The organism is Alcanivorax borkumensis SK2 (assembly GCF_000009365.1).
GTDB classification, from domain to species: domain Bacteria; phylum Pseudomonadota; class Gammaproteobacteria; order Pseudomonadales; family Alcanivoracaceae; genus Alcanivorax; species Alcanivorax borkumensis.
In genome coordinates this window covers 1,890,949-1,913,654 of the sequence record NC_008260.1, presented here as the reverse complement: position 1 = coordinate 1,913,654, position 22,706 = coordinate 1,890,949, and the positions used below count along the sequence as shown (strand labels likewise).

General features: G+C 53.5%; 23 protein-coding genes. 16 read left to right on the top strand and 7 right to left on the bottom strand.

The genetic code is table 11. The features are described from left to right. The 3 genes from ABO_RS08665 to ABO_RS08655 are packed head-to-tail and all read left to right on the top strand — an operon-like array spanning nucleotide 1 to nucleotide 2,481. A complete protein-coding gene (locus tag ABO_RS08665; RefSeq protein WP_011588955.1) occupies nucleotides 1-708 on the top strand; it encodes an ABC transporter ATP-binding protein in 708 nt (235 codons plus the stop codon). Beyond that, a complete protein-coding gene (locus ABO_RS08660) occupies nucleotides 698-1,936 on the top strand; it encodes an ABC transporter permease (RefSeq protein WP_041704971.1) in 1,239 nt (412 codons plus the stop codon). Before ABO_RS08665 ends, ABO_RS08660 begins: the two co-directional genes overlap by 11 nt. Nucleotides 1,937-1,938: 2 nt before the next feature. Continuing rightward, entirely contained in the window at nucleotides 1,939-2,481 is a 543-nt protein-coding gene (locus tag ABO_RS08655) for a DUF3299 domain-containing protein (protein ID WP_011588953.1), read from the top strand. Between the two features lie 38 nt (nucleotides 2,482-2,519). Here ABO_RS08655 and ABO_RS08650 read toward each other — a convergent pair whose 3' ends face one another. Continuing rightward, nucleotides 2,520-3,143 carry a GNAT family N-acetyltransferase gene (locus ABO_RS08650; protein ID WP_041705425.1) on the bottom strand — a complete coding sequence of 208 codons (624 nt, stop codon included), beginning with the start codon at nucleotides 3,141-3,143 and terminating at the stop codon, nucleotides 2,520-2,522. Nucleotides 3,144-4,032: 889 nt separating this feature from the next. On the opposite strand from ABO_RS08650, the gene ABO_RS08645 reads away from it, so the two are divergent. The 5 genes from ABO_RS08645 to ABO_RS08625 all read left to right on the top strand — a co-directional run bounded on the left by ABO_RS08645 (nucleotide 4,033) and on the right by ABO_RS08625 (nucleotide 9,117). Continuing rightward, nucleotides 4,033-4,446, top strand: coding sequence for a hypothetical protein (locus ABO_RS08645; RefSeq protein ID WP_011588950.1), 414 nt, complete (start codon nucleotides 4,033-4,035; stop codon nucleotides 4,444-4,446). A 117-nt stretch (nucleotides 4,447-4,563) separates the two neighbouring features. Beyond that, a complete protein-coding gene (locus ABO_RS08640; protein WP_011588949.1) occupies nucleotides 4,564-5,415 on the top strand; it encodes an ion transporter in 852 nt (283 codons plus the stop codon). A gap of 135 nt (nucleotides 5,416-5,550) precedes the next feature. Further along, nucleotides 5,551-6,420 carry a class I SAM-dependent methyltransferase gene (locus tag ABO_RS08635; RefSeq protein WP_011588948.1) on the top strand — a complete coding sequence of 290 codons (870 nt, stop codon included), beginning with the start codon at nucleotides 5,551-5,553 and terminating at the stop codon, nucleotides 6,418-6,420. A 214-nt stretch (nucleotides 6,421-6,634) separates the two neighbouring features. Next, entirely contained in the window at nucleotides 6,635-7,216 is a 582-nt protein-coding gene (locus tag ABO_RS08630) for a hypothetical protein (protein ID WP_011588947.1), read from the top strand. A 5-nt stretch (nucleotides 7,217-7,221) separates the two neighbouring features. Further along, entirely contained in the window at nucleotides 7,222-9,117 is a 1,896-nt protein-coding gene (locus ABO_RS08625; protein WP_011588946.1) for a 3'-5' exonuclease, read from the top strand. A gap of 455 nt (nucleotides 9,118-9,572) precedes the next feature. Here the strand turns inward: ABO_RS08625 and ABO_RS08620 are convergent, their stop codons facing one another. Further along, nucleotides 9,573-9,992, bottom strand: coding sequence for a CBS domain-containing protein (locus ABO_RS08620; RefSeq protein WP_011588945.1), 420 nt, complete (start codon nucleotides 9,990-9,992; stop codon nucleotides 9,573-9,575). A 379-nt stretch (nucleotides 9,993-10,371) separates the two neighbouring features. Between ABO_RS08620 and ABO_RS08615 the strand changes: the two genes are divergently transcribed. From ABO_RS08615 to ABO_RS14230, 6 genes are all read left to right on the top strand, one after another. After that, entirely contained in the window at nucleotides 10,372-12,213 is a 1,842-nt protein-coding gene (locus ABO_RS08615) for a long-chain-acyl-CoA synthetase (protein WP_011588944.1), read from the top strand. Between the two features lie 202 nt (nucleotides 12,214-12,415). After that, nucleotides 12,416-13,354 carry a curved DNA-binding protein gene (gene cbpA / locus ABO_RS08610; protein ID WP_011588943.1) on the top strand — a complete coding sequence of 313 codons (939 nt, stop codon included), beginning with the start codon at nucleotides 12,416-12,418 and terminating at the stop codon, nucleotides 13,352-13,354. Between the two features lie 2 nt (nucleotides 13,355-13,356). Next, nucleotides 13,357-13,659 (top strand): chaperone modulator CbpM, encoded by a 303-nt coding sequence (locus tag ABO_RS08605; protein WP_011588942.1) that lies wholly within the window; start codon nucleotides 13,357-13,359, stop codon nucleotides 13,657-13,659. A gap of 294 nt (nucleotides 13,660-13,953) precedes the next feature. Then, a complete protein-coding gene (locus ABO_RS08600; RefSeq protein WP_011588941.1) occupies nucleotides 13,954-14,664 on the top strand; it encodes a DUF2726 domain-containing protein in 711 nt (236 codons plus the stop codon). Nucleotide 14,665: 1 nt separating this feature from the next. After that, on the top strand, nucleotides 14,666-14,965 hold the full coding sequence (locus tag ABO_RS08595; protein ID WP_148201443.1) for a hypothetical protein: 300 nt from the start codon (nucleotides 14,666-14,668) through the stop codon (nucleotides 14,963-14,965). A 66-nt stretch (nucleotides 14,966-15,031) separates the two neighbouring features. Further along, nucleotides 15,032-15,979 carry a DNA cytosine methyltransferase gene (locus tag ABO_RS14230; RefSeq protein WP_081424061.1) on the top strand — a complete coding sequence of 316 codons (948 nt, stop codon included), beginning with the start codon at nucleotides 15,032-15,034 and terminating at the stop codon, nucleotides 15,977-15,979. 3 nt (nucleotides 15,980-15,982) lie between these two features. On the opposite strand, the gene ABO_RS08590 is transcribed toward ABO_RS14230, so the two are convergent. Both ABO_RS08590 and ABO_RS08585 read right to left on the bottom strand, forming a co-directional pair. Further along, nucleotides 15,983-16,936 carry a hypothetical protein gene (locus tag ABO_RS08590; RefSeq protein ID WP_011588939.1) on the bottom strand — a complete coding sequence of 318 codons (954 nt, stop codon included), beginning with the start codon at nucleotides 16,934-16,936 and terminating at the stop codon, nucleotides 15,983-15,985. Next, nucleotides 16,929-18,053, bottom strand: coding sequence for a hypothetical protein (locus tag ABO_RS08585; protein WP_011588938.1), 1,125 nt, complete (start codon nucleotides 18,051-18,053; stop codon nucleotides 16,929-16,931). The genes ABO_RS08590 and ABO_RS08585 overlap by 8 nt, the downstream gene beginning before the upstream one ends. A 677-nt stretch (nucleotides 18,054-18,730) precedes the next feature. On the opposite strand from ABO_RS08585, the gene ABO_RS08580 reads away from it, so the two are divergent. Continuing rightward, nucleotides 18,731-18,922, top strand: coding sequence for a YgaP family membrane protein (locus tag ABO_RS08580; RefSeq protein WP_011588937.1), 192 nt, complete (start codon nucleotides 18,731-18,733; stop codon nucleotides 18,920-18,922). 40 nt (nucleotides 18,923-18,962) lie between these two features. On the opposite strand, the gene ABO_RS08575 is transcribed toward ABO_RS08580, so the two are convergent. Next, the gene (locus tag ABO_RS08575; protein WP_148201441.1) at nucleotides 18,963-19,217 is read right to left on the bottom strand and encodes a hypothetical protein; all 255 of its coding nucleotides are present in this window, start codon (nucleotides 19,215-19,217) and stop codon (nucleotides 18,963-18,965) included. 158 nt (nucleotides 19,218-19,375) lie between these two features. Between ABO_RS08575 and ABO_RS08570 the strand changes: the two genes are divergently transcribed. Further along, nucleotides 19,376-20,254, top strand: coding sequence for a delta-class carbonic anhydrase (locus ABO_RS08570; RefSeq protein ID WP_011588936.1), 879 nt, complete (start codon nucleotides 19,376-19,378; stop codon nucleotides 20,252-20,254). A gap of 246 nt (nucleotides 20,255-20,500) precedes the next feature. Here ABO_RS08570 and ABO_RS08565 read toward each other — a convergent pair whose 3' ends face one another. Both ABO_RS08565 and fadA read right to left on the bottom strand, forming a co-directional pair. Beyond that, nucleotides 20,501-21,232 (bottom strand): hypothetical protein, encoded by a 732-nt coding sequence (locus tag ABO_RS08565; protein ID WP_011588935.1) that lies wholly within the window; start codon nucleotides 21,230-21,232, stop codon nucleotides 20,501-20,503. A gap of 281 nt (nucleotides 21,233-21,513) precedes the next feature. Then, nucleotides 21,514-22,689 (bottom strand): acetyl-CoA C-acyltransferase FadA, encoded by a 1,176-nt coding sequence (fadA, locus tag ABO_RS08560; protein WP_011588934.1) that lies wholly within the window; start codon nucleotides 22,687-22,689, stop codon nucleotides 21,514-21,516. Between the last annotated feature and the right edge of the window lie 17 nt (nucleotides 22,690-22,706).

Below are 22,706 nucleotides of genomic sequence, written 5' to 3'. Positions count from 1 at the left end.
GTGGGTTTGGTACTGGAGCTCAACGAGCTGGAATACCGCCATCCCGGCGACCTGCGGGCCTTTCTGCAGGTGCCGCATTTTTCCCTGCAGGCGGGAGAACGTGTGTTGCTCCATGGCCCCAGTGGTTGTGGCAAGAGCACCTTGTTGTCCTTGATTACCGGCATTCGTCCGGTGCAGCGTGGCCGTATCCACATTGCAGGCCAGCCCTTTTCCTCGTTGCCCCAGCGCCGCCGAGATGCATTTCGCGCCGATCACCTGGGGGTGATTTTTCAGGCCTTTAATTTGCTTCCTTACCTAAATGCCGTGGACAACGTGTGCTTGGCTGCCGGTTTCTCCCGTCAGCGTTGTGACCGGGAAGGGATTCGCAGTAAGGCCCATAGACAATCCACTGCCCGGGCTTTGCTGGCTCGGCTGGGCTTAGATGACAGCACCGTTACTCTGCCCGCGTGGCAGTTGTCTTTCGGGCAGCAACAGCGGGTGGCCGCAGCCCGTGCTTTGTTCGGTAAACCGGACCTCATTATTGCCGATGAACCCACCTCCGCGTTGGATAACCACAGCCGCGATATTTTGCTTACATTACTGTGTGAACTGTGCGAACAGTCTGGCAGTGCCTTGCTGATGGTTAGCCACGACAAACAGGTGGGCGATCATTTTCAACGCAGTGTGGATTTCGCCCACCTGGCAGGGGAGGCAAACCATGCTAGCTAAGGTGATGCTTGCCTCCCTGAAAACCCGGCGAACATCAGCGCTATTGATCGTTGCTGCCATTGGCCTGAGTGTGCTGATGATCATCGGCATCGATCGGGTACGGCATCAGGTGCGTGCCAATTTTTCCAGTACCATTTCGGGTACAGATTTGATCGTCAGCGCCCGTGGTGGGCCGATGAACATTTTGCTCTACAGCGTCTTCCGGCTCAGTGATCCCACTGCAGGTATTAGCTGGAAGACGGTGGAACATTTGGCTGACCACCCGGATGTGAAGTGGTGGATTCCCATTGCCTTGGGTGATTCCCATCGTGGTTATCCGGTGGTGGCCACCAACGACAGTTATTTAGCGCATTACCGTTATGGCCGAGATCAGCGCTTGGTCCTGCAAAGTGGCGCTTGGTTTGCTCGGGCGGATCAAGCCGTGCTTGGCAGTGCCGTGGCTGCCCGGCTTGGCTATCAGCAGGGTGAGCACATTGTGTTGGCTCACGGTGCCAGCGGGCCGGCCATTGTGGAACATGATAACCACCCGTTTACGGTGGTCGGTATTCTCGCGCCCACCGGCACCCCTGTGGATCAAAGCGTGCATATCTCTCTGGAAGGCATGGCGGTGATTCATCGCGGGGGCGCGTATAGGTCGGGCCTGCCTCCCATGCTAGGCCAAGCACGGGATAAACCCGATTCAGTGAATGCGGTCATGTTGGGATTGAAACGCCGCATGGCCGTGTTGAGCTTGCAGCGGGAGTTGTCCCGTTATGAGCGCGAGCCGCTTACGGCCATTATTCCCGGCGTGCAATTGCAGCGGTTGTGGCGAATCACTGCCGCCGGCGAAAATGCTCTGCGCGCCACATCGCTGGCGGTGCTGGTGGTCGCTTTGCTGGTGCTGGTGTCCACGGTGCTGGCGGCGCTGGAAGGGCGCCGCCATGAAATCGCTGTCCTGCGGGCGACAGGTGCCGGGCGGCTGGCCGTGTATACGGTAATCGTCGGTGAAAGCCTGTGTTTTACCGTGTTGGGCTGCTTGTTGGGTCTGGGGGTGTTATTTTTGGCGCAATGGGGGTTAGCGCCAATGGCGCTGGCTGAATGGTCGTTGCGACTTCCTGAACACTTTCTCGCGTGGCGGGAATTACCGGCCATTGGCGCTATTCTGCTCGCCGGCTCCCTGGCAGGGCTGATCCCGGCAGAAAAGGCCTTCCGTAATAGCTTGGCCGATGGCCTGACCCCAAGGAACTGATCATGCGTTATTTGCTTGCTGTGCTCTGTTTTAGCTGGAGCCTGTCTTCCATGGCGGCCAATGAGATCGAGTGGGAGGCGCTAGTGCCGGAAGGTTATGACCCCTCGGAGATTTATAACACTCTCTTCGATGATATTTATGGGGAACAGCAAGCGCCTGACTCCATTGCGGATGGCGACGCTCGAGGCAAGAAAATGTTAGACGCCATCGATAAAGCCTGGCGCGAAGCGCCGCTGAAACAGTCCTTAGACAATACTGCGGTGCGCTTGGCGGGTTACGGCGTGCCGCTGGATGGCGATGAGGAATATGTACGTAAGTTCCTGCTAGTACCGTATTTTGGCGCCTGTATCCACACGCCTCCGCCGCCGCGCAATCAGATTGTGTTGGTGAAAATGAAAGGCCGGGGCGTGCCGCTGGATCTGGCTCTGGATGCCATGTGGCTCTCGGGAACGCTTACCGTTAGCAGCCAAGAAACGGAATACGGCACGGCCGGCTATGTGCTGGAAGGAGAAAGCGCAGAGCCATTTACTGGCTATGACCAGTAACCCGGCCTTATTTTAATGCGCTTTATGACAACAGCGTATTAGGCGCGCGATTTGCACTGCCGCAACATGGCCCAGTGTTGTACCGACGTGCCGGGGATATCGCCCTCATGCACTACCTCAAACCCAAACCGTTGATACAGAGAAACATTGTTCGGGTTATGGGTATCGAGATAGCAGGGCAAGCCTTGCTGATCGAACAGGTCTAGCGAGGGTTGCAGTAGCGGTGTGGACAGCCCGCGCCCTTGCTGCGAGGGATCAATACCCAGCAGTAGCAGGTACATATGCGGGGTGGTGAGAACCCGGTGGTGCACTGCCTGCATGGCATCTGCAGCCACCATTTGGCGTTTTATGGCGCCGGGGCCTTGCTTGAACAACGCCCGCACCGCACCAAAACGCAACATATCAATTACGCTGTGTTCAATGGCTGACGAGGGCAACCAGACTGCGGCGCCATTAAGGCTATTATGGTCATCGACAGGCTGCGGCGTGGTGTCTACTTGACCGTTGTGGCGAGCATGGGCGACCAGAAAGCGAAAAGTGAAGAACGCCAGTGCTTGCCGTTGCGACGGGTCCGCAAAAAAGTATTCAAACAGTGGGTCATGAAAAAAGGCCCGGCTGAACACGTGGGCAAGGTCATTGAGTGGTGGTTGTGTGGTTGGCATATCTGAAATATCCGGCTGCGACAGGCGGAGCATACCGTAAACTTAGGGCTTCGGTGAGCCTGTTAGGCGCACCTAAGTGAATGGCTCAGGCTGGGCGGGTTTGTTCGTTGGCGGGTTCGCCGCCGAGAAAGGCGCAGGCTCCCAGTGAGTGCGCAGGTTGCATTGCAAACCGCCACAGCTAAATCACCGAATGGCAGCTTACTACCAGGGTGCGGTGGGTATTCTTCCCTTCAGGATATAAGCGCCGTCACGACCAAGCAGGGAAGCCAATACCCCGTTGCGAATGGCCTCTTCTCGTGGCCGAACTCTTCGAGTTTTTATCCGTTAGAGGATGATGCGCGATTGATGGCTTTTCTTGTTATTTCCCCGCGCCCCCGTTTGCCATCGGCGGTGACTCAGATGCCGGTGTGTACAAGGTTGCCAGCTCCACGAACAGTTAAATTCCTATGGGAAAATACGATGAGGCTTACAGACGTTGGGCATATAACAGGCAATGCTTTGACGATGCTGTAGGTGGAAATAACGGTTTCTCTTCTGGTGATCTATTCTGATGGTATTGGGGGGGGGCTCAGCGAGGGTCTTCAAAAAGCCGTTTTCTGTACCTTCGCTACGTCGAACACGAGAATTAAATTCTGTTGCTGCTTCTGCGTTTACCCCGGCTTTGCCCGGGGTTTTTGTTTTCTGGGTTATGGCTAAGCTCCCGCAAAAAAACGCCTTCATGCCCTGTGGGTGTGTTGCCTCTTCTAAGATATAAGCTTCAACCGCCCCTGAAGTAATAACGAGTGCAATAAAGAAGGGTTATGGCGCTCACGTCGCTACGTTGTGGGCTATGCTAGCGTCTATCCGCTAATCGGCATCTGCTCGATAGCGCAACCCGACGGAGACCCCCATGACCAACACCAAACAACAATGGCTGCAGGCTTTCACCGGTGGATTTATTGCCACCCTGTTGTTCCATCAAGGCGTCCTCGCATTGTTTTGGTTGGGCGGCCTTATCCCCACGTTTCCTTGGAACATGACGCCCGTGCCGCCGTTGGGCATTCCTCAAGTGCTCTCTCTGGCATTCTGGGGGGGTGTTTGGGGTTTGCCCGTATGGTTGATCATTCGCCGCTGGCAGGGTATCAAATTTTGGCTTAGCGCCATGATTATTGGCGCCATTGGCCCGACCCTGGTGGCCATGTTGCTGGTTTTCCCTATGAAAGGATTGGACGTGAATGCCACCAAGGTCGTGGGCGGTTTAATCGTGAATGCGGCTTGGGGTTTGGGGTTGGCAGTCTGGATGCAATTTAGCCTGCACCGGTAAAGCTCCCTTTGGGGGCTTTCGATGGCGGTGAAGACCCTCCTTCATCGCGTGTCGGTGTCAATCACTGGCCCTGCATCAGGTATACTCGCCGCTCCTTGAGTTTTTCGGTGATTTTCCATGCAGGCTACGCCTTCCTCCGTACCCGCTAATGCTTGGCGCCAGCGTCTGAGTGCTTGGCTTAATTCTTCGTTATTCGCGAATAGCATCACCGCGTTGATTCTCCTGAATGCCATTATTCTTGGAGTGGAAACGTCCTCAGTAGCGCAAGAGCGAGTAGGGCAGTGGTTGACCTTGGTCAACCAAGTGATTTTGTTCGCCTTCACGCTGGAAATTGCACTCAAGTTGGTGGCCTTTGGTCCGCGCTTTTTCCGTTCCGGTTGGAACGTATTTGACTTTCTGATCGTCGCTATCTCCCTGACGCCAGCCTCAGGGCCGTTGGCTATCTTGCGGAGTTTACGCATCCTGCGGGTGTTGCGCCTGCTGTCATCGGTGAAACGACTGCGCATGCTGGTGGAATCCTTGATGCAAGCCTTGCCCGGTATCGGTTGGACCGCAGCGCTGCTACTGATGATGTTCTACATCTTTGCAGTGATGGGCACCGAGCTGTTCGGCGAAGCGTTTCCGCAGTGGTTTGGCAGCTTGGGCGCCAGCATTTATAGCCTGTTTCAGATTATGACCCTGGAAAGTTGGTCTATGGGGATCGCCCGACCTGTTATGGAGGTGTATCCCCTAGCGTGGATCTTCTTCGTGCCCTTCATCCTCATTTCCAGCTTTATGGTGCTCAACCTGTTTATTGCCATCATTGTGAGCGCGACCCAAGAAGTACATGAGAGCGAGCAGCGTGCAGAGCGGGAAGCCAATAATCTGATTGCCCACGATGAGCGCCAGGAAATGCTGGATCTTATGCGCGCAATGCACGCAAAAATTGTGGCGCTGGAAGCTGCCCAGCAGGGCAAGGCCGGCCAGTAAAGGTTGGCGATTTACCTATCATGGAGCGGCTCTGTGAGTCGTGCACGGTTGTCTTCTGGGCTGTTCAGTTGAGGTGACCTCGACGTGAAGTGGCTCGCTGACAAATAAACCGAGACCGAACGCCGGAGAGTAAACATGAGTAAGCCTGTCGCCACATTTGTAGACACAGCCGAAGACCCGTCCTCGTTGTGGAAAACCATGGGTGGGCGCAACTGGGTAGCTTCCCAGCAGCTGATTGATCATTTGTTCAAGCCCATCGAAGTGCTGCTGGCCGAAGCGGTGCAGGCCCAATCCCCGCGCCATGTTCTTGATATAGGCTGCGGTACCGGTGGCACAACCCGCACGATTCATCGCCATACCCAAGAAGGGCGCTATGCCACCGGCGTGGACGTGTCCGAGGTAATGATCGACGCCGCACGACAGGGTAGTGAGCAGGATGGTGCGGACAAGGAAGGACCCGGCCCAGAGTTTATCTGCGCCGACGCCGCCCGCTATGATTTCCAAGAAGGCTTGTTCGACATGCTGGTGTCGCGTTTTGGCATCATGTTTTTCGAAGATCCCGTGCGGGCCTTTCAAAACCTCAGGCGCGCCGCTAGCAAAGAGGCCACGGCGTTGTTTTTTTCCTGGCGCTCCCCGAAAGAAACCCCCTTTATGACTACCGCTGGCCGGGCGGCCAAGTCTATCGTCACCTTGCCGCAACAAGACCGGAACGCGCCCGGGCAGTTTGCATTTGCAGACCCCCAACGGGTAGAGAGCATTCTTGAATCAGCAGGTTGGCACGACATCAGCATTGAACCGCTGGATTTCGAATGTGCGTTCCCCGAGACCGAGCTGGTGAGTTTTTTCACCCGCATCGGCCCGCTCGGTCGCATTCTTCCCGGTCTGGATGAAAAAACCCAAGCACAGCTTATTACGGTGGTCAGAGAAGCCTTCGAGCCTTTTGTGTTCGGTGATACCGTGAAATTCAACGCTGCCTGCTGGCAGATCAAAGCAAAAGCATCGTGAGATAAGAGGCCACTCTGCGAACGGCATGTGGCTGCGTCTCAGGGGCGCGGCCCTTTGCGTCGATTTCTCTTGCGCACACCAGAATCAAAATCCTGAATCGTATTCATTTATTTGCGCCGTAAGGTCGTGTACATTCGGAACTGAAGCACAAATAAAACGCGGTTAATAATAATGAGCCTGCCAGGATGGTGGGCAATAAAGCAATGAGGGCAGGATGCTTTTATTCCGAAGAACGCAGAAGCAGACAATCTGCCGGATTACCCCTCAGCAATGCCGAACGTTCTCCATGCTGTGCATACTCCTGTGCTCTCCGTTTGCCCATTCAGCCCTGTTCCTTGGTGTCTCACCCGGTGATTCCTGTCTTGAAACCTATGAAATGGAAATTGACAGGGGAGCGGAGGCTGACTTCCCTCTGCACACGATGCTGGAGCACGAACTTCTGGCGTTTTACCGCGACACCCCGGAACGTTCTGAAGTGACTGGGTATCAATGCGGCGAAGACCGTATCTCGTTGGTTTATTACGGAGTCTGGTTCAATAACGAGGAGCACCAAAAGGTTTTCTTTAAAACCCATCAAGCAGCAATAGAGGCAGAATTTGGAGATCCATCATTTAATGCTTTTAATCTCGGCTGGATGGCGAGGCTCGTTTTGTGGTTGGACGGGAAAGAGGACATAGAGGAGACGCTGCCACTGGTTCAGTGGCAGCAAAAAAGTGGCGACAAGCTCATGCTTCAATATTCCTCCTTGCAGATTGATGGCAAAGCCTATGGGGTCACCATGAGCTGGGAGCGATAGTTACCATGGCCACCGTTATACCCAACCTCAGCACCCTGCGTGGCATGACGAAAGGCGAGAGGCGCCTGGGGCAGCGCTTAGAAACGCTATTAGAGGATGACTACACCGTTTGGTACGACACACCGGTGGGCCGCAATCGGCGCTATCCAGATTACATTATCCTGCATCCCGGCCGTGGCTTGCTGTTTCTGGAGGTAAAAGATTGGAAGCTAGATACCCTCAAGACGATCACGCCCCGCGATGCGGAGATTTTTACCTCCGATGGTTTGAAGACCGTCACCAATCCTTTGCAGCAGGCCCGCCAGTGTGCGCTCACCGCCATCAAAAAACTGCAGCGCGATGCGCACCTGCAACAAACCTGCGCACAGCACAAAGGCAAGCTCTGCTTCCCGTGGGGCTATGGGGTCGTGTTCCCTAATATCACCCGTAAGCAATGGAACGAGGCCATTAGTGAGGAGCATCAGGAACTGGTGTTACCCCCACACCGTTTGATCTGCCGGGATGAAATGACCGCCACCATTGACCCGGAAGTGTTCCAGGAGCAGCTATGGGCCATGTTCGAATACACCTTCGGCGACAAACTCACCCTGCCGCAGATTGATCGTATCCGCTGGAATCTATTCCCTGAAATTCGCATAAACGCGCCCCAGCAAGGGCTGTTCGATGCGGAGGGTGAAGACGATGAACCAGAGGTAGGGCAGGGCGGGGCCAATGAGGGAAAGCCGGTGGTCGCGAGCCAGCCAAGTTACAACACCATCCCAGACATTGTCCGCGTGATGGACCTGCAGCAAGAACAGCTGGCCCGGAGCATGGGTGATGGCCACCGGGTTATCCATGGCGTGGCCGGCTCTGGCAAGACGCTGATCCTCGGCTATCGTTGTCTGCACTTGGCCCAGGCCGTCACCAAGCCGATTTTGGTGTTGTGCTTCAATATCACCTTGGCTGCCCGACTGCGAAGTTTTATTGCCGAAAAGGGCATCGAAGAGAAAGTGCAGGTGCACCACTTCCATGAATGGTGTGGCCGGCAAATGCAAACCTACAACGTGGACCCGATCGCCGCCACACCAGAGCTAAAACCCTGGGAACGGCAGGTGGAAACCGTTATACAGGCCGTGGATAAGAATCAGATTCCTCGTGCCCAATACAGCGCGGTGATGATCGACGAAGGCCACGACTTCGAGCAGGACTGGCTGGCCCTGATTGTGCAGATGATCGACCCGAACACCAATTCCCTGCTGCTGCTCTATGACGATGCCCAGTCCATCTACAAGAAACGCAATCTCAAGTTTCCCCTGTCCAGTGCCGGCATTCAGGCCCGTGGTCGAACCACCATTTTGAAACTGAATTACCGCAACACCCGCGAAATCCTTAGCTACGCCTACGATTTCGCGAAGGACTTCCTGCAAGCTCAAGATGCCGACGACGACCACATTCCCCTCATCGCACCGGAGGTGGCCGGTGTGAGCGGCCCGCCACCGGCGTTTCGCAAATTCGACAACTTCAACGACGAAGCCCACTACATCGCTCGCTGCATTCACAAATGGCACCAAAGCGGCCGCCCCCTCAACACCATTGCGGTGATCTACGGTTACACCTGGCAGGCAGACACTCTGCAACGAGCCCTCAACGCCGAAGGCATTCCCCATGCCTGGTTAAAAAACAGCGCCAGCAAGAAAGCCTACGACGCGAATGCGCAGCGGGTGGCGCTACTTACCCGGCAAAGCAGCAAGGGGCTGGAATTCGATACCGTGGTGCTGGCAGGGCTGGGCGGATTGAAAGACGACCAGGAGAACCTGGAGCGCGAGGTGCGGCTATTGTATGTGGGGATGACGCGGGCACGGCAGCAGTTATTGCTGACCGGGAGTGGTGAGAATTGGTTTGTTGGCCGGTTTGGGCAGTAGTTGAATAATGTAAGGGGCAAACTTAGCGCTATTGTTTTTGCAGAGTACCCGGTGGCGCAAACCACTATGGTAAGTGCAGGCTAGGCCTTCTTTGCCGTCTTTGCCTCGCAATGCCATTACCTAGCGTCATTCAGATTAAATCTGAATTACTCACATTATCTTTACCTTCGTAACCCGTCCGTAATGAACTACATCACGGCTCATGGCGGCATCGCATTACTGCGGCATTCGCCCAGCAGCGACGACCCCATGGCGCGCTTTGGTGAACAGCCCTAGCAGCGATACCATGGCCGCCACATGCGTGAAGGCCGCGCTACCGCGATGCGGTGCTGCGAATGAACCCAACAGCACAGACGGTTAGTGGTGCCTGCGCGAACCTAAATGAGGCATTTATGCATGCGTTTTGAGCACCAATAGCGCGCAGCTAGGCTGCCTACGTGCACGCATACAGGGCCTTAGCTGGCCTTTTTGCACAACTCGGCCAGCTTCTGATCTAGCATATTCAGAATATGGCGGCGGCTGATTACCCCCACCACCTTGTTGGCGGCATTCACCACCGGATAGATTTTCGGCTTGGCGTTCAGCATCTGCTGGGCCAGGTTCAGTACATCGTCGTTCAGCGATACCGTCAGTACCTCGCTTTGCATTAGGTCCCTCACGGTTGCTACGCGCTGGTTGTGATATACCACCTGTAAGGCCGCCTGCAGGCATTCGCGCTCACTGATCCAGCCCACCAGCGTTCCCGCGCTATCGGTAACGGGGCTGCCCAGCATATCCAGTTTGATCAGATTGCTGGAGGCTTCCACCACCGGCATCTCCGGGCGGATAGTCGCAAAACGGGTGCACATCAAGTCCTTGATCGATACAGAATCCATGGGGCTTACCTCTTGCTCGGGTCAGGTACCACAAAGGGTTAAGCCAGCAATATGGCTGGCCACTGAGCAAGATACTGCGGGAACCATGCCAACTATTGGATTTCGCAGAAGTGGCGGTGGAGTCGCGAACGCCTCCGTCAGCCTATTGACCCTAAGAAACACCCCCCGCAATTCTGTTCATTTATTTACACCCCACGATTATGTAGATTCGAACTGGATCGCAGGCCAGCAGCCACGACATTGCCCTGCTCGCGAGCCTGATCCAAACGAGTCAATGACAAGTAAGCTCCAATGCCATCCGGCAGGCGTATAACAACAGGTTGCACTGTTAGCAGTAGCCCTGCCGGGAGCAGTATTGGGCCGAGCAACGGAGGCAAGCATGCCTGTGAAGAAGGTTGGCTGGCGAGATTTGGCCAAAGGAGTGCGGTACATGGTGCCGCCACTGCTGGATATTCAGCGCAGTAATCTGTTGCGCCTAGCCGGGTTGCGGCCCAGCAGCAAGCAGTCCATTGGCAAGGTTATCCAATACTGGGCCAGTCGCACCCCGCACAACATCGCCTTGCGGTTCGAGGATCAGCAGTGGACCTACGCGCAATTTAACGCCTGGGCCAACCGCTTGGCCGCCTGCTGGCGGGAGCAGGGTGTGGGCGCCGGAGACACTGTCGCGATCATGATGGAAAACCGGCCTGAGGCGTTGGCCTGTGTGGCGGCCACCGTCAAATTGGGCGCCATCGCGGCCATGCTCAACCACAACCAGAGTGGCGAGGTGCTGGAACACAGTATCCAGCTGGTCAAGCCGCGGTTATTGGTAGTCAGTGCGGAATGTGCAGCGGCCCTGGCCACCACTCGCTTTACTCCAACGCCAAGCGCGCCGAACAGCTCGTCGCCCGCTTCATCAATCGGCTATCTGTGGCACGGTGGCGACCAGGGGCAGCCTGCGCCGCCGGGTTGGCTAGATCTGCATGAACACAGCAGCCGGCAATCGCAAGCCAACCCGCCCAGCACTTGCCGAGTGCGCGCCGAGCAGCCGTGTTTTTCCATCTTTACCTCCGGCACCACCGGCTTACCCAAGGCCTCGGTGATGACACATTATCGCTGGCTGGCCGCCATGGCGGGTATGGGCGGCTTGGCCTTGGGCATCCGCCGCAAAGAGGTGTTCTATTGCTGCCTGCCGCTGTACCACAACAATGCGCTTACCGTGGCCTGGGGCTCGGTATTATCCATGGGCGCCACCCTAGCACTGGATCGCAAGTTCAGTGCCTCCCAGTTCTGGGAGCGGGTGCGCCATTACGACGCCACCGCGTTATGTTATATCGGTGAGCTGCTCCGTTACCTGCTCAATGTGCCGCCCAGCCACATGGACCGTCAGCACCGTATTCGATTAATCACCGGCAACGGGCTGCGCCCGGAAATCTGGGAGCCCTTTGAGCAGCGTTTTGGTATCCACCGTATCTATGAATTTTACGGTGCCAGTGAATCTAATATTGGGTTTATCAACCTCTTTGGTGTGGCCCAGACTGCGGGGTTTACTCCGCTGCCTTTCGCCATCGTCGAATTCGACAATGACACCGAAACCCCGCGCCGTAACCGTGATGGGTTTATGCAGCGCATCCCTAAGGGTGGGGTTGGCCTTTTGATTAGCGAAGTGACCCCGCGGCGGCCCTTCGATGGTTATACCGACCCTGCTGCCGGGGAGAAAAAGTTGCTGCGCGATGTCTTCAAAAAAGGCGATTGCTGGTTCGATTCTGGTGACCTGGTGCGCGACCAGGGCTTGCGCCACATTCAATTTGTCGACCGGGTAGGCGATACCTTCCGCTGGAAAGGGGAGAACGTGGCCGCCGGCGAAGTGGAAGGGGCTATGGCTCAGCACCCTGATATTGATCATGGTGTGGTGTACGGAGTCAGCATTCCCGGCTGCGATGGCCGCGCAGGGATGGCGGCCATTACGCTCAGCCAGGGCGTCGCCCTTAATGGCTGGGGCCTGGCACAGCATTTGAGCCGTGTGCTGCCGGCCTATGCGGTGCCCCTGTTTCTGCGCATCCGTGATCATCAGGAAACCACCGGCACCTTTAAATACCGCAAGGTAGCGCTGAAAAAACAAGGCATAGCGCCCGATCAAGTGGCCGAACCCGTGTATGTACTGCTGGATAACCAGCGCGGCTACCAACCGCTGACGCCCCAGCTATACAGGCAGATACAACAAGGCGAGATACGCCTGTAATCCCAGCGAGAGCGGGTTGGCACAGGGTGGTTACCGGGCCGCACTGCGCGGCCACCACTTCAAGAATGGCTCAAACAAAGAGCAGTAGAAAGGGGGCCGGGCGGTGTAATTTGACGGTAATCAGGAATGGTGCATTTTCAACAGGCATATCATTGAAATAGCAGTATGGTAGGAATGGAATATCTGACTCCGGAGAGGTGGAATGGATTTTAAGGACTACTACGCCCTGCTTGGGGTGGAGCCAGACGCCGACGCGGCCGCTATCAAGACGGCCTACCGCCGGCTGGCCCGCAAGTATCACCCGGATATCAGCAAGGAAAACGACGCCGAAGCCAAGTTTAAGGACGTGGCTGAGGCCTGGCAGGTGCTGAAAGATCCAGATAAACGCGCTGATTACGACCAGCTACGCGCCTTTCGAAACCAGCAAGGCGATGGCGGTTCGTTTCAGCCGCCCCCTGGCTGGCAGCCGTCGAGCGGGGGCTTTGACCCGGCCGATGCGGGCTTTTCTGACTTCTTTGAATCCCTGTTCACCGGCGCCCGCCAGGCCCGTGGCGGGCACGCGCCATCGCGGCGTGGTGAAGATGTGGAAATCGAGCTGCCCATTTTTCTAGAAGACACGATCAGCAGCGAATCCAAATCTGTTTCCTACCGGCTGCCGGAATACGACCAGTACGGCCAGGTGGTCGGCGAAAAGAGCAAAACCCTGAACGTGAAAATTCCGGCCGGGGTGACCGACGGTGAACGCATTCGGCTCAAAGGCCAGGGTATTGCCGGTATCGGTAACGCCCCCGCGGGCGACGTGTACCTGCGCATTCGCCTGGTGCCGCATCCCTTGTTTGATGTGGAAGGCCACAACCTGATCGTTACCGTGCCGGTGGCGCCCTGGGAAGTGGCGCTGGGGGCAAAAATTGAAGTGCCCACCCTCACCGGCACAGTACAGATGACCATCCCGGCACACAGCCAGAACGGCAAGAAGCTGCGTATTCCTGGTAAAGGGCTGCCCAGCAAGGCAGGGAAGGGCGACCTGATTGCCGTGTTAAAAGTAGTCATGCCCGATGCCACCGGCGAAGACATTGACGCGCTGTGGCAACAACTGGCCGACAAGGCAAGCTTCGATCCACGTGCAAAATGGAGACGGTAATTATGGCCTCTCAATTAAGAATCACGGTATGCAGTAACGACATTTGCCAACGGGTGCAGATATCAGAGCAGGATCTCATCGACATCGTCAGCCTCGGTATTATCGAACCCCAGGATAGGCAGGCCAGCGAATGGCAGTTTGACGATGCCGTGCTCGCCGAAATCGCCCGCGCCACCCGCTTGCGGCGGGACCTTGAGATCAACTGGGAGGGCGTAGCACTGGCCCTGGAATTGCTCGATGAAGTGCAGGCGCTACGCCGGGAAAACCACGCGTTGCTGCGGCGGCTAAAACGATTCGAGGCGTAATTCCCAATGGCGCTTTTGCCACCAGGCTGGGCGCCTTTTTCTCTTTGTCGAGGCGCCACTGGAGGGCGGCCTCTGCGTTCTCTCTCCTGCAAAGCAAGCCTCCTGAAGCCTATTCATTTCTTTGCGCCTAAAGATTGTGTACATTCAAAGTAATCGCAAATAACACGATATCAATAACCGCGGCTGGCCAGGATGGCACGGCTTGTAATATGACTCAGGGGAAAGGATGCCAGTCTGGTTATCACCATATTCAGTATGGTCACCCCCGTTTACGGCTAAACGGGGGAGAAGCCCTTGGAATTAGGCGTTCTACTGGTTATTGCCATTGGCGTCATGCTGATCCTGGCCCAACAGAAACGGCCCGGTGGCGGGGCGCCCGCTTTTGGCTATCGCCGCAAACCTTACCTGCTGTCCAAGGCCGAACGCTCCTTCTACGGCGTGCTCACACAGGCCGTGGGCGACAAGGCCCTCATTTTCTCTAAAGTCCGCGTTGCGGATGTGCTCACCCCGCAAAAAGGCCTCAACCGGTCCAACTGGCAACGCGCCTTCAACCCGATTTCCGCCAAACACGTCGACTTTCTCCTCTGCGACCCACAAGACTGCGCCGTAAAACTGGCCATTGAGCTGGACGATGCCAGCCATGGTTCGGCCTCCCGGCAGAAGCGCGATGCCTTTCTGGAACAAGCCTGTGAGTCGGCTGGCTTGCCGCTGTTAAGAATTAGGGCGGCTAGGGGCTATGTCGTAGTGGATATTCGCCAGCAGATTGAGGCGATTCTGTTCCCTGGGACGGGTGAGGTGCCTTTGAAGAAAGCCGCCGATTCAGAAGCGCAAAAGCGCATTGCCCCCTCGGCGGGCACGACTGATGGGTTTCAAGCTGCTGCACCAGCTTGCCATAAATGTGGTGAGGCGATGGTGTTGCGAAAAGCGCGCTCTGGAAAACAGGCGGGGCAAACGTTTTGGGGATGCAGTGCGTTTCCGAAGTGTCGGGGAGTTAGGAAGTGTTGAGTTGGAAAGGATTAAGTTGATGCTCTGGGCAAGATCTGAGCCCATTGTTACGCTCACACTACTCACTCGGCAAAACAGTAAAGAATTTGGGTTCGATACCGTGGTACTGGGGGGCTTGAAGGATGACAAGGAGAATCTGGAGAGGGAGTGGAGGAGTGGACAGGAGGTCAGGCTGTTGTATGTGGAGATGACTAGGGCTAGGCAGCAGTTTTTGACGGGGAGTGGGAGGGATGGTTTTTTTGAAAAGGTTCTAAATGAGTGGGGCATAAGCGATTCATGTGTGGCTGTGTGGCTTCAATGACATCGTTGGTGATTTCTGTGTTATCCTTTCCATTGATATTGCTTTACTTGGCTAAGTTGTTGATATATGAAGAAAAAGCAAACGGTGGTGTCTCTATTTACTGGATGTGGTGGTTCTGATTCAGGGCTTCACCAAGCGGGCTATGACGTCCTAATGGCAAACGATATCTTGCCTTATGCAAAGGACTTCTACTTGGCCAACTTTCCAGAAACTGATTATCAAGTTATTGACGTTAGGGAAATTCAGTCTTTTCCTAGTGCGGATGTGCTTGTCGGGTGTTATCCGTGTCAAGGTTTTAGTCAAGGTGGAGCAAGACAGTCAAGCCGTGGAGTAAACTACCTATATAGGGAATTCGTTAGAGCCTTAAAGAGAATTAAGCCAAAGGCTTTCATCGTTGAAAATGTATCTGGGATGCAAAGGTCTGATTTTAGGCATCTTCTAAATTCTCAGCTATGCCAATTCCGACTCGCAGGTTATAGGGTTAATTATAGAGTTATCGATGTTTCTGACTTTGGGGTTCCCCAAGAAAGAAAGCGGCTGATTTTTGTTGGTGTTAGGTCAGATCTTGGCGAAGTTTTTGCTTTTCCTGAAGCAACCCATGGTACTGCAATTCAGAATAAAATTACAATTGGTGATGCAATAGGTGATCTTCCATTGTGGCCTGAGGGGGATTACTGGACAGAAACATTTCATTGGTACTATTTATCAAGAAATCGGTATAGAGGCTGGGATGAGCTGGCTAAAACTATAGTTAGTCACCCAAGGCATATGCCACTACATCCTGTTTCCCCTAAACTTAAGAGGGTGCATACAGATAAATGGGTTTGGGAGAGTGATGGGCCAGCACGCCGTTATTCATACCGAGAGGCTGCTTGTTTGCAGGGTTTTGATAGAAGTAGTTGCTTCCCTGAGACAGAGAATTCGAGTTTGAGGATGAAATACACTGTGGTAGGCAACGCTGTTCCTCCACCTTTATTTAATGTTATCGGTAAAGAGTTGCTAAATTACCTCTAGTGTCTATTGCGAAGCTATTTCTTTGGCTTTCTCCAAAATTCTATCTCTATGCAGCCACTCCGGAATTTCATCATCAAGGTCGTTAGAGATTTGAACCATGCGAAGACGATCGAATGCCAAAACTTTTTGTCTGGCAGTTTCATTTATCCAAAACTGTGACAAGCAAAAAGGCACGAAAATCGCGATAATTGGAGGGGCATAAGTAACTGTTCTGAAGTATCGGGCGAGTTTTGTCGATGGGTTTGCTTCTTCCAGTTTAGAGTCCCAGTTATTGCCGCATGCACATTGTCCAAACAAAAATAGATTGCCAATTCTTGATTCATCCAGTTTTCTTTGGACAATAATATCAATTCCACAGTCCTTTTCGTCTCTTGGAGGCGGGTCTTCTGGAAACCCAGCCTCTGGTCCCCAGTGAAACTCACCTGTCTCGCTATTGATGTTTGAATAAAGCTCCTTAATTCTTTTGGGCTGACCGTTGGACCGCGGCCATCCAGTATGCCAAGCTTTTGAGTTGCGGCCTAAAACTCTACATGCGACTTGTGTTGCTGTTCTTTCAAAAAGTGAACCCTGTTCTCCAGAATTTTGAAGGTTAGAAATCGACAATAGAAGTTCGTAAACGCCATTTTGTGAGGGCGTATACTCTAGGGTGTTGCCGTTCAGTTTGAAAGGATACAGCTCGCCAAGTATTTCGTTGCGATCCTGAATCTCTTCGAGGGTAGACCCCGCTGCTTCGTCTAATGCTAAATCTTCAGCTTCAAATCTTTCCATCCTCTGCTCTTCTGGCCCGCCAATGTCACTTGGGCCAAAATCGTCAAGAGCATCAGCAATAAGTTCATCACGAACTCCTGCTTCGATGTGGGCGGCACCATCAAGGAAAGCCTGGATTTCAGTTTCGTCAGCATTCTGGGAAAAGGTGAAGTGACGATTTCGATCGTCATGAGTGGATCTTCTACTCATCGGATATTTCTTGTAATTTGTTGAAGACAGAGGATGCTAGTTTGGAAACTTTGCTTGCTGCGGGCTTATGTTTTTCTGCAATTTCAGATGAAATATCCTCCTCCATAAGCCTAGAGGATATGTCTCTTAAAGATGACTGCGCTTCCAGCAGCCCATCTCCTAACCTTTCATCAATAGGCTGGGTTGCTTTGATAATTTCATCAATCTTTTTGCCATTTCTAAGCAAGGAAATTTTTTCTGGATCAGAAACCACTTTCGCGAGAGTACTGAGTTGTCTCGAATCGTTCAGCGCAGAATCTTTGCCTTTTGATCTGTCTCCAAACATTGCCGAGACAAGCAAGGATGCATTATTAATTTTCTCACGCTCAACGGGGTTTTCTCTTGGTTTGGAGTCATTCAATCCAAGGAAATCTCTAACAGATGCATACCCAAGAAGAGTGTAGACCCATGAAAATGGATAAGTTGTGTTGCTGCCTCGTCCTTTTCTTTGAGAGTTTGAGGGGATAAATTGATTTTCATCTTCTAGCTGTCTTATGAAATAGTAGCCTTCAAGTAATCTTGAAACTGTTTGATGTTTGTCGCCGATCATCTCTGCCACTGTTTTTACATCAATTTCTCCCTCTTGGATAACGTTTGCAATCCAGACGGCTTTAGCATAGGAATCCCACTGCTGAGAAGAGGCTATGTGGCGCACACCCAGATAGGAAAGAAGGGTTTTATCTGAATTGTTTGCAGAGAAAACAGTTACTGGCACAGGATCGAAAGCTTTTGATCCATGTTTTTCATGGATTTTCTGGTATTCTTCTGTCTTTCGTTTCCAGTTTTTGGCTCTTTCATCGCCAGCTAAAATTAAGCAAGCCGATAGTCTGCGGTTGCCCTCGGCAACGGTAAATTCTCCCTTTTTGTTAGGGCCAACACAAACTAGTGGTTCAGCTTCGAAGAAACCATTTACAGCAATAGAGCTTAAAACATCTTCTACACTAAAAGTGCTGACAATATGATCGAGAACTTCTGTTTGACTAACTAGTTTTTGTCCATGGTTGCCAAACCGTGGGTTTTTTTCGTCGAGCAATAACAGCTCTAGAGGAATATGCTCGCGTTTTGCATCGGCTGTCATAAGAATCTGCCAGTAGTTAGCACGTCGTTGAGTGATGATAGATTAAAGTATGGCAAATAAAAAACCCCGTTGGGTAGTTGGGGTTCCTGTTTCCCAGCCCTTTTCTTTTGAGGCGGGGCCGGCACAATCATTACCAACAGAGTAGACTCCCATCAATTAGCCGATCTCTTACGTCCCTGATGGGCATTGTCTGATATTACCTTGTCGGTAAGGGCAGTGTTATAGCACATCTATAGCGCATCGATGTCAGACCGCGTTGCTCTAGGCGGTTGGCATGGTGATGACTACGGGGTTGTGATGCTTGGCACAGGCACGAATAACGCCTTTCTGGCAGCGGTGTGTCCGGCCCTGCATAAGCTGCTTCGACCATTCAGTGCTTCTGTCAAGGTGGTATCCACTCCCCCTAAACGGAGACAGACGTCTGATTAGCGTTTTCTGGGAATATCACCTCTCAGGAGACGACAATGAAGAAATCACGCTTTACTGAAGCCCAGATCGTATCGATCCTTAAAGAGGTCGATCTGAGCCGGAAAACGCCGCTCGGAAGCATCTATTGGCACAAGGTTGGGGACACCATCAACTAGCAGATCCGTTGGCGGTTTTTCCTGATCTGGATCAACGTGCGTGACCTGAAACAAGGACAGACTCCGAAATAAGCATTCAAAAAGGAGGCTGCCATGAAAACCAATGTGGGTAATACAGACCGTCTTTTCCGGTTAGTGTTGGGTGTGGTTATCATTGCTCTGGGCGTTGTATTCCAGAGCTGGTGGGGGGCTATAGGCATTATCCCGCTGTTGACCGCTACCATGCGTTGGTGCCCGGCTTATTTACCGTTTGGCATTTCCACCTGCAAGACACCCAAAGTCTAGGCGTGAGGAACGGATAAACAGGAATAGGGCACCTATCCGTTCAGCCATTGTAGGCCTTGGTTCTCACTGACTGGGCGTGCAGCGGTTCGCCGTAGGCCGGTGTGTTATCACGTGGCGAAATCCGCCAGCGATGTTTAGCCTGGGCAACCGTTTCTCCCTGTTCATCAACGATATGGGTTTCTCCCTGAACCTTGTGGCTGCTTGAGCAATCTTGCTGATGCAGGATCGCTTCTGTACCCAACAGGCTGCGCCCTTCTGCTGGTATTCGATATCCATGCCGGTAACGCTCTAGCACCCATTATCCGATGTGCCCATCTTCGCATACAGGTACGGACAGCGGCCTTGAGGGATAACCTTATCGCCAGCGCCCCAATCGCAGGGTTGTGGGGCTTGGCAACCGGTCCCGAATCGTAGATCGGGTAATTTCGCCACTATCAACTTAGGAGCCGAGCGATGAAGAGAGAAGTAATAATCGCGTTAGCGATAGCGACCACATTACCAATGCTTGCTAGCGCAAAGGAGGTTAGCGCTGGCGCACACGGCACTGTAGCGGATAGCGTTATATCTAGACAAAGAGAAATGCTTGCAGAAAACACAAAGGGAAAAGGGTTTGGGCCACAATCTCCACGTGATATTGATGCGACAGAAGGGAACAATTCACGGGTATTTACTGCTGCTCCTGCACCTACAGAAATGAATCTCTGTAATATTCATTTCCATAAAAATGCTGAGCATAAAGGGGGTGAGTTTACTCAATATGCCGGTAATGGAGATGGCCACGGTTTCCACAGCGGTTACAAATATTCAGGTAAGTTGAGTGCTTCTGAGCTTAAACCCGTCGGTCATGATATCTGCCCTAGCATGCATGGGGGGTTAGCCGCTGGTGATACTATTGAAGTTCACTATGTGCTTTCAACGGCTCAAGCCGAACCAGGCCCAACGTTAGCTTCATGCCTAACGGATGCGATCAATAACCCTCAGCTGCGCGTGGAAGCACAGGTTTATGTTTTGGTTAATGATAAACAGGCTCTTGATTTCGAGAGACTAGCGCAATATAGAAGAAACAAGGGTTTGTATCAGGCAACGAATATTCCAAGCAATACGGGCACACCTGTTCAGTATGCTGGTTCAACTACAGGCCCTGGTTACAATGAAAAAGGATCACCGTTTCAGGTTTCATGGAGTGTGCATCCACATGTTGCCAAAGTGAATATCGAGAGCGTTGGCAAATGGTGTAAAGGGAATGTTTTTAATGAAGATCATGCTCATGGAGTAAGAAACCTCATTACCAACCTGGATCTTCTTTCAAACATAACAACAGGCACTCTTTAATTGGCCGATACTCTATGGTGCGGGTGGGCAGGAGTGAATATGCCCCCCCCCTCGATTAGCCGTTACCGTATGAATTTGAGGGTTGTAAGGCTACAAAGGGTCGGTGGTTCCTGTGTTGTAATGCCCAGGCAAGCTTTGCTTATTCACCGGCAATAGCAACCTGCAATAGCAATCGGCAATACCCTCAAGGCGGGGTGCTAGAGGCAAAGCCTGCCCACAGCGTAGGGGGCTGAAGTGCCGTTTAACTTATGAGCCGTTCTCTTCCACGCGACGAAAAGACGATGAGGAAGAGAAGTTGGTGGCGTTGAGGTTTTCCACAATTTTATGGAGTTTGTGGCGCTGGCGTAGCGATACCAGTTGCTTGGTGTCCCACGAGGTTGGGCTTAGAGCAAATTGGTTGGCGTTGTAGGCTAGGTCGAAGCCACGCTCCGCACCAATCGGTTTGTTCTCTGGCCCATAGATGCCGATAAGGCGCAATTTGATATGGTTGAACTCCAGCTCTCCCTTAGGCATGTGCCCGTCCATTTCGATGCCTTCATCTCTGGCCAAACGCTGGACCAGTTCACTGAACGTGCCTATATGCGAAAAACCGCCGGGTTTGACGGGGCCTTGCCGGGTGTTTTCTGTCACCTCCATTACACCGGATGATGACCCTGAGCGGTGAGTGCGCTTTTCTGGATCTTCGTCGCCTTGGTTATATTCCTGCTCGAAGTCTGTTACATCCATGGTGATGACGCCTTGTGAGGTGTGCAGTTCGGCGATGATGTATTGAATGAAAACGGATTCGGCGCTCATGTTGCTAATTAGGCAGAGCGCATTGATATCTTTGTTGCGCCCGCGATTAATAATTAAACGTGGGCTACGTTGCCGCCGGAATCCTAGATAAAGCAGCTGTGCATACACCAACCAAATAAGCACCGAGCTGAAGCTGGCGATAACCGATAGGCTTTTTTGATGTTCTGCAATCCAGCTAAGCATGCATTTATCCTCCAGGGGGCAGGTTAATAACGCTTTACCGTTTTGCGTTTTACGGTGATCAGAATTTCATACTGTACCGGAGGCAATGGTGGGAGTGCGAGAGGCAGGGTTTGCGGTGGGTCTAAGAATAACAATGGGTTTGTTAAATAAAGAAAAACCCCGGCGGGTAAGCCAGGGTTTTTTGTTTCCAGCCCTGCCCTTGTGAGGCGGGGCCGGAAATAGGGTGCCGGGCCTGAGCGCCGAAGTGTCTCCGGCGTCAGGTTTTGGGCATCAGGTGTTGGTTAAACCCGTTCAATAATGGTAGCGATACCCTGACCCAGGCCGATACACATGGTGGCAAGACCGATTTGGCCGTCTTTCCATTCCATGACGTTCAGCAGGGTGCCGGTGATACGCGCACCGGAGCAACCCAGCGGGTGGCCCAGGGCGATAGCGCCGCCGTTCAGGTTTACTTTCTCTTCCATTTTGTCCAGCAGCTTCAGGTCCTTGGCCACCGGCAGGGACTGTGCAGCGAACGCTTCGTTCAGCTCTACATAGTCGATGTCGTCGATGGTTAGGCCAGCACGTGCTAGCGCTTTCTGGGTGGCCGGTACAGGGCCGTAACCCATGATGGCGGCGTCGCAACCGGCTACGGCCATGGAGCGGATTTTGGCACGGGGCTTCAGGCCCAGGGCTTGGGCACGCTCGGCGCTCATGACCAGCATGGCGGAGGCACCGTCAGACAGGGCAGATGACGTACCGGCAGTCACGGTACCGTTGGCCGGATCGAATACCGGACGCAGTTTCTGCATGTCTTCGATGCTGGCACCCGGGCGGATCACTTCGTCGATTTCGCACAGCACTTTGTGGCCGTTCTGATCGTGACCTTCGATGGGTACGATTTCGTTGTCCCAACGGCCTTGCTGGGTGGCTTCCCACGCCAGCTTGTGTGAACGAACGCCGAAGGCGTCTTGTTGTTCACGGGTGATGCCGTGCATCTTGCCCAGCATTTCCGCGGTCAGGCCCATCATGTTGGACGCCTTGGCGGTCACTTTGGACATTTCCGGGTTCAGGTCGATGCCGTGATCCATGGCCACGTGGCCCATGTGCTCTACACCACCGATAACAAAGACATCGCCGTTGCCGGTCATGATGCTTTGTGAGGCGCTGTGCAGTGCCTGCATGGAAGAACCACACAGACGGTTCACGGTTTGTGCAGCGCTGGTGCGCGGCAGGCCGGCCAGCATGGAGATGTTACGGGCGATGTTCATGCCCTGTTCTTTGGTCTGGTTTACACAGCCCCAAATCACGTCTTCAGTGAGCTGGATGTCCCAGTTCGGGTTACGGGCCATCAGCGCCTGGATCAGCTGAGCTGACAGCTTTTCGGCACGCACGTGACGGAACTGGCCATTACGGCTCTTGCCCATGGGGGTACGGACCGCATCGACGATGACAACGTCTTTTGGATTCAAACTCATTTCATTACTCCTGCTTG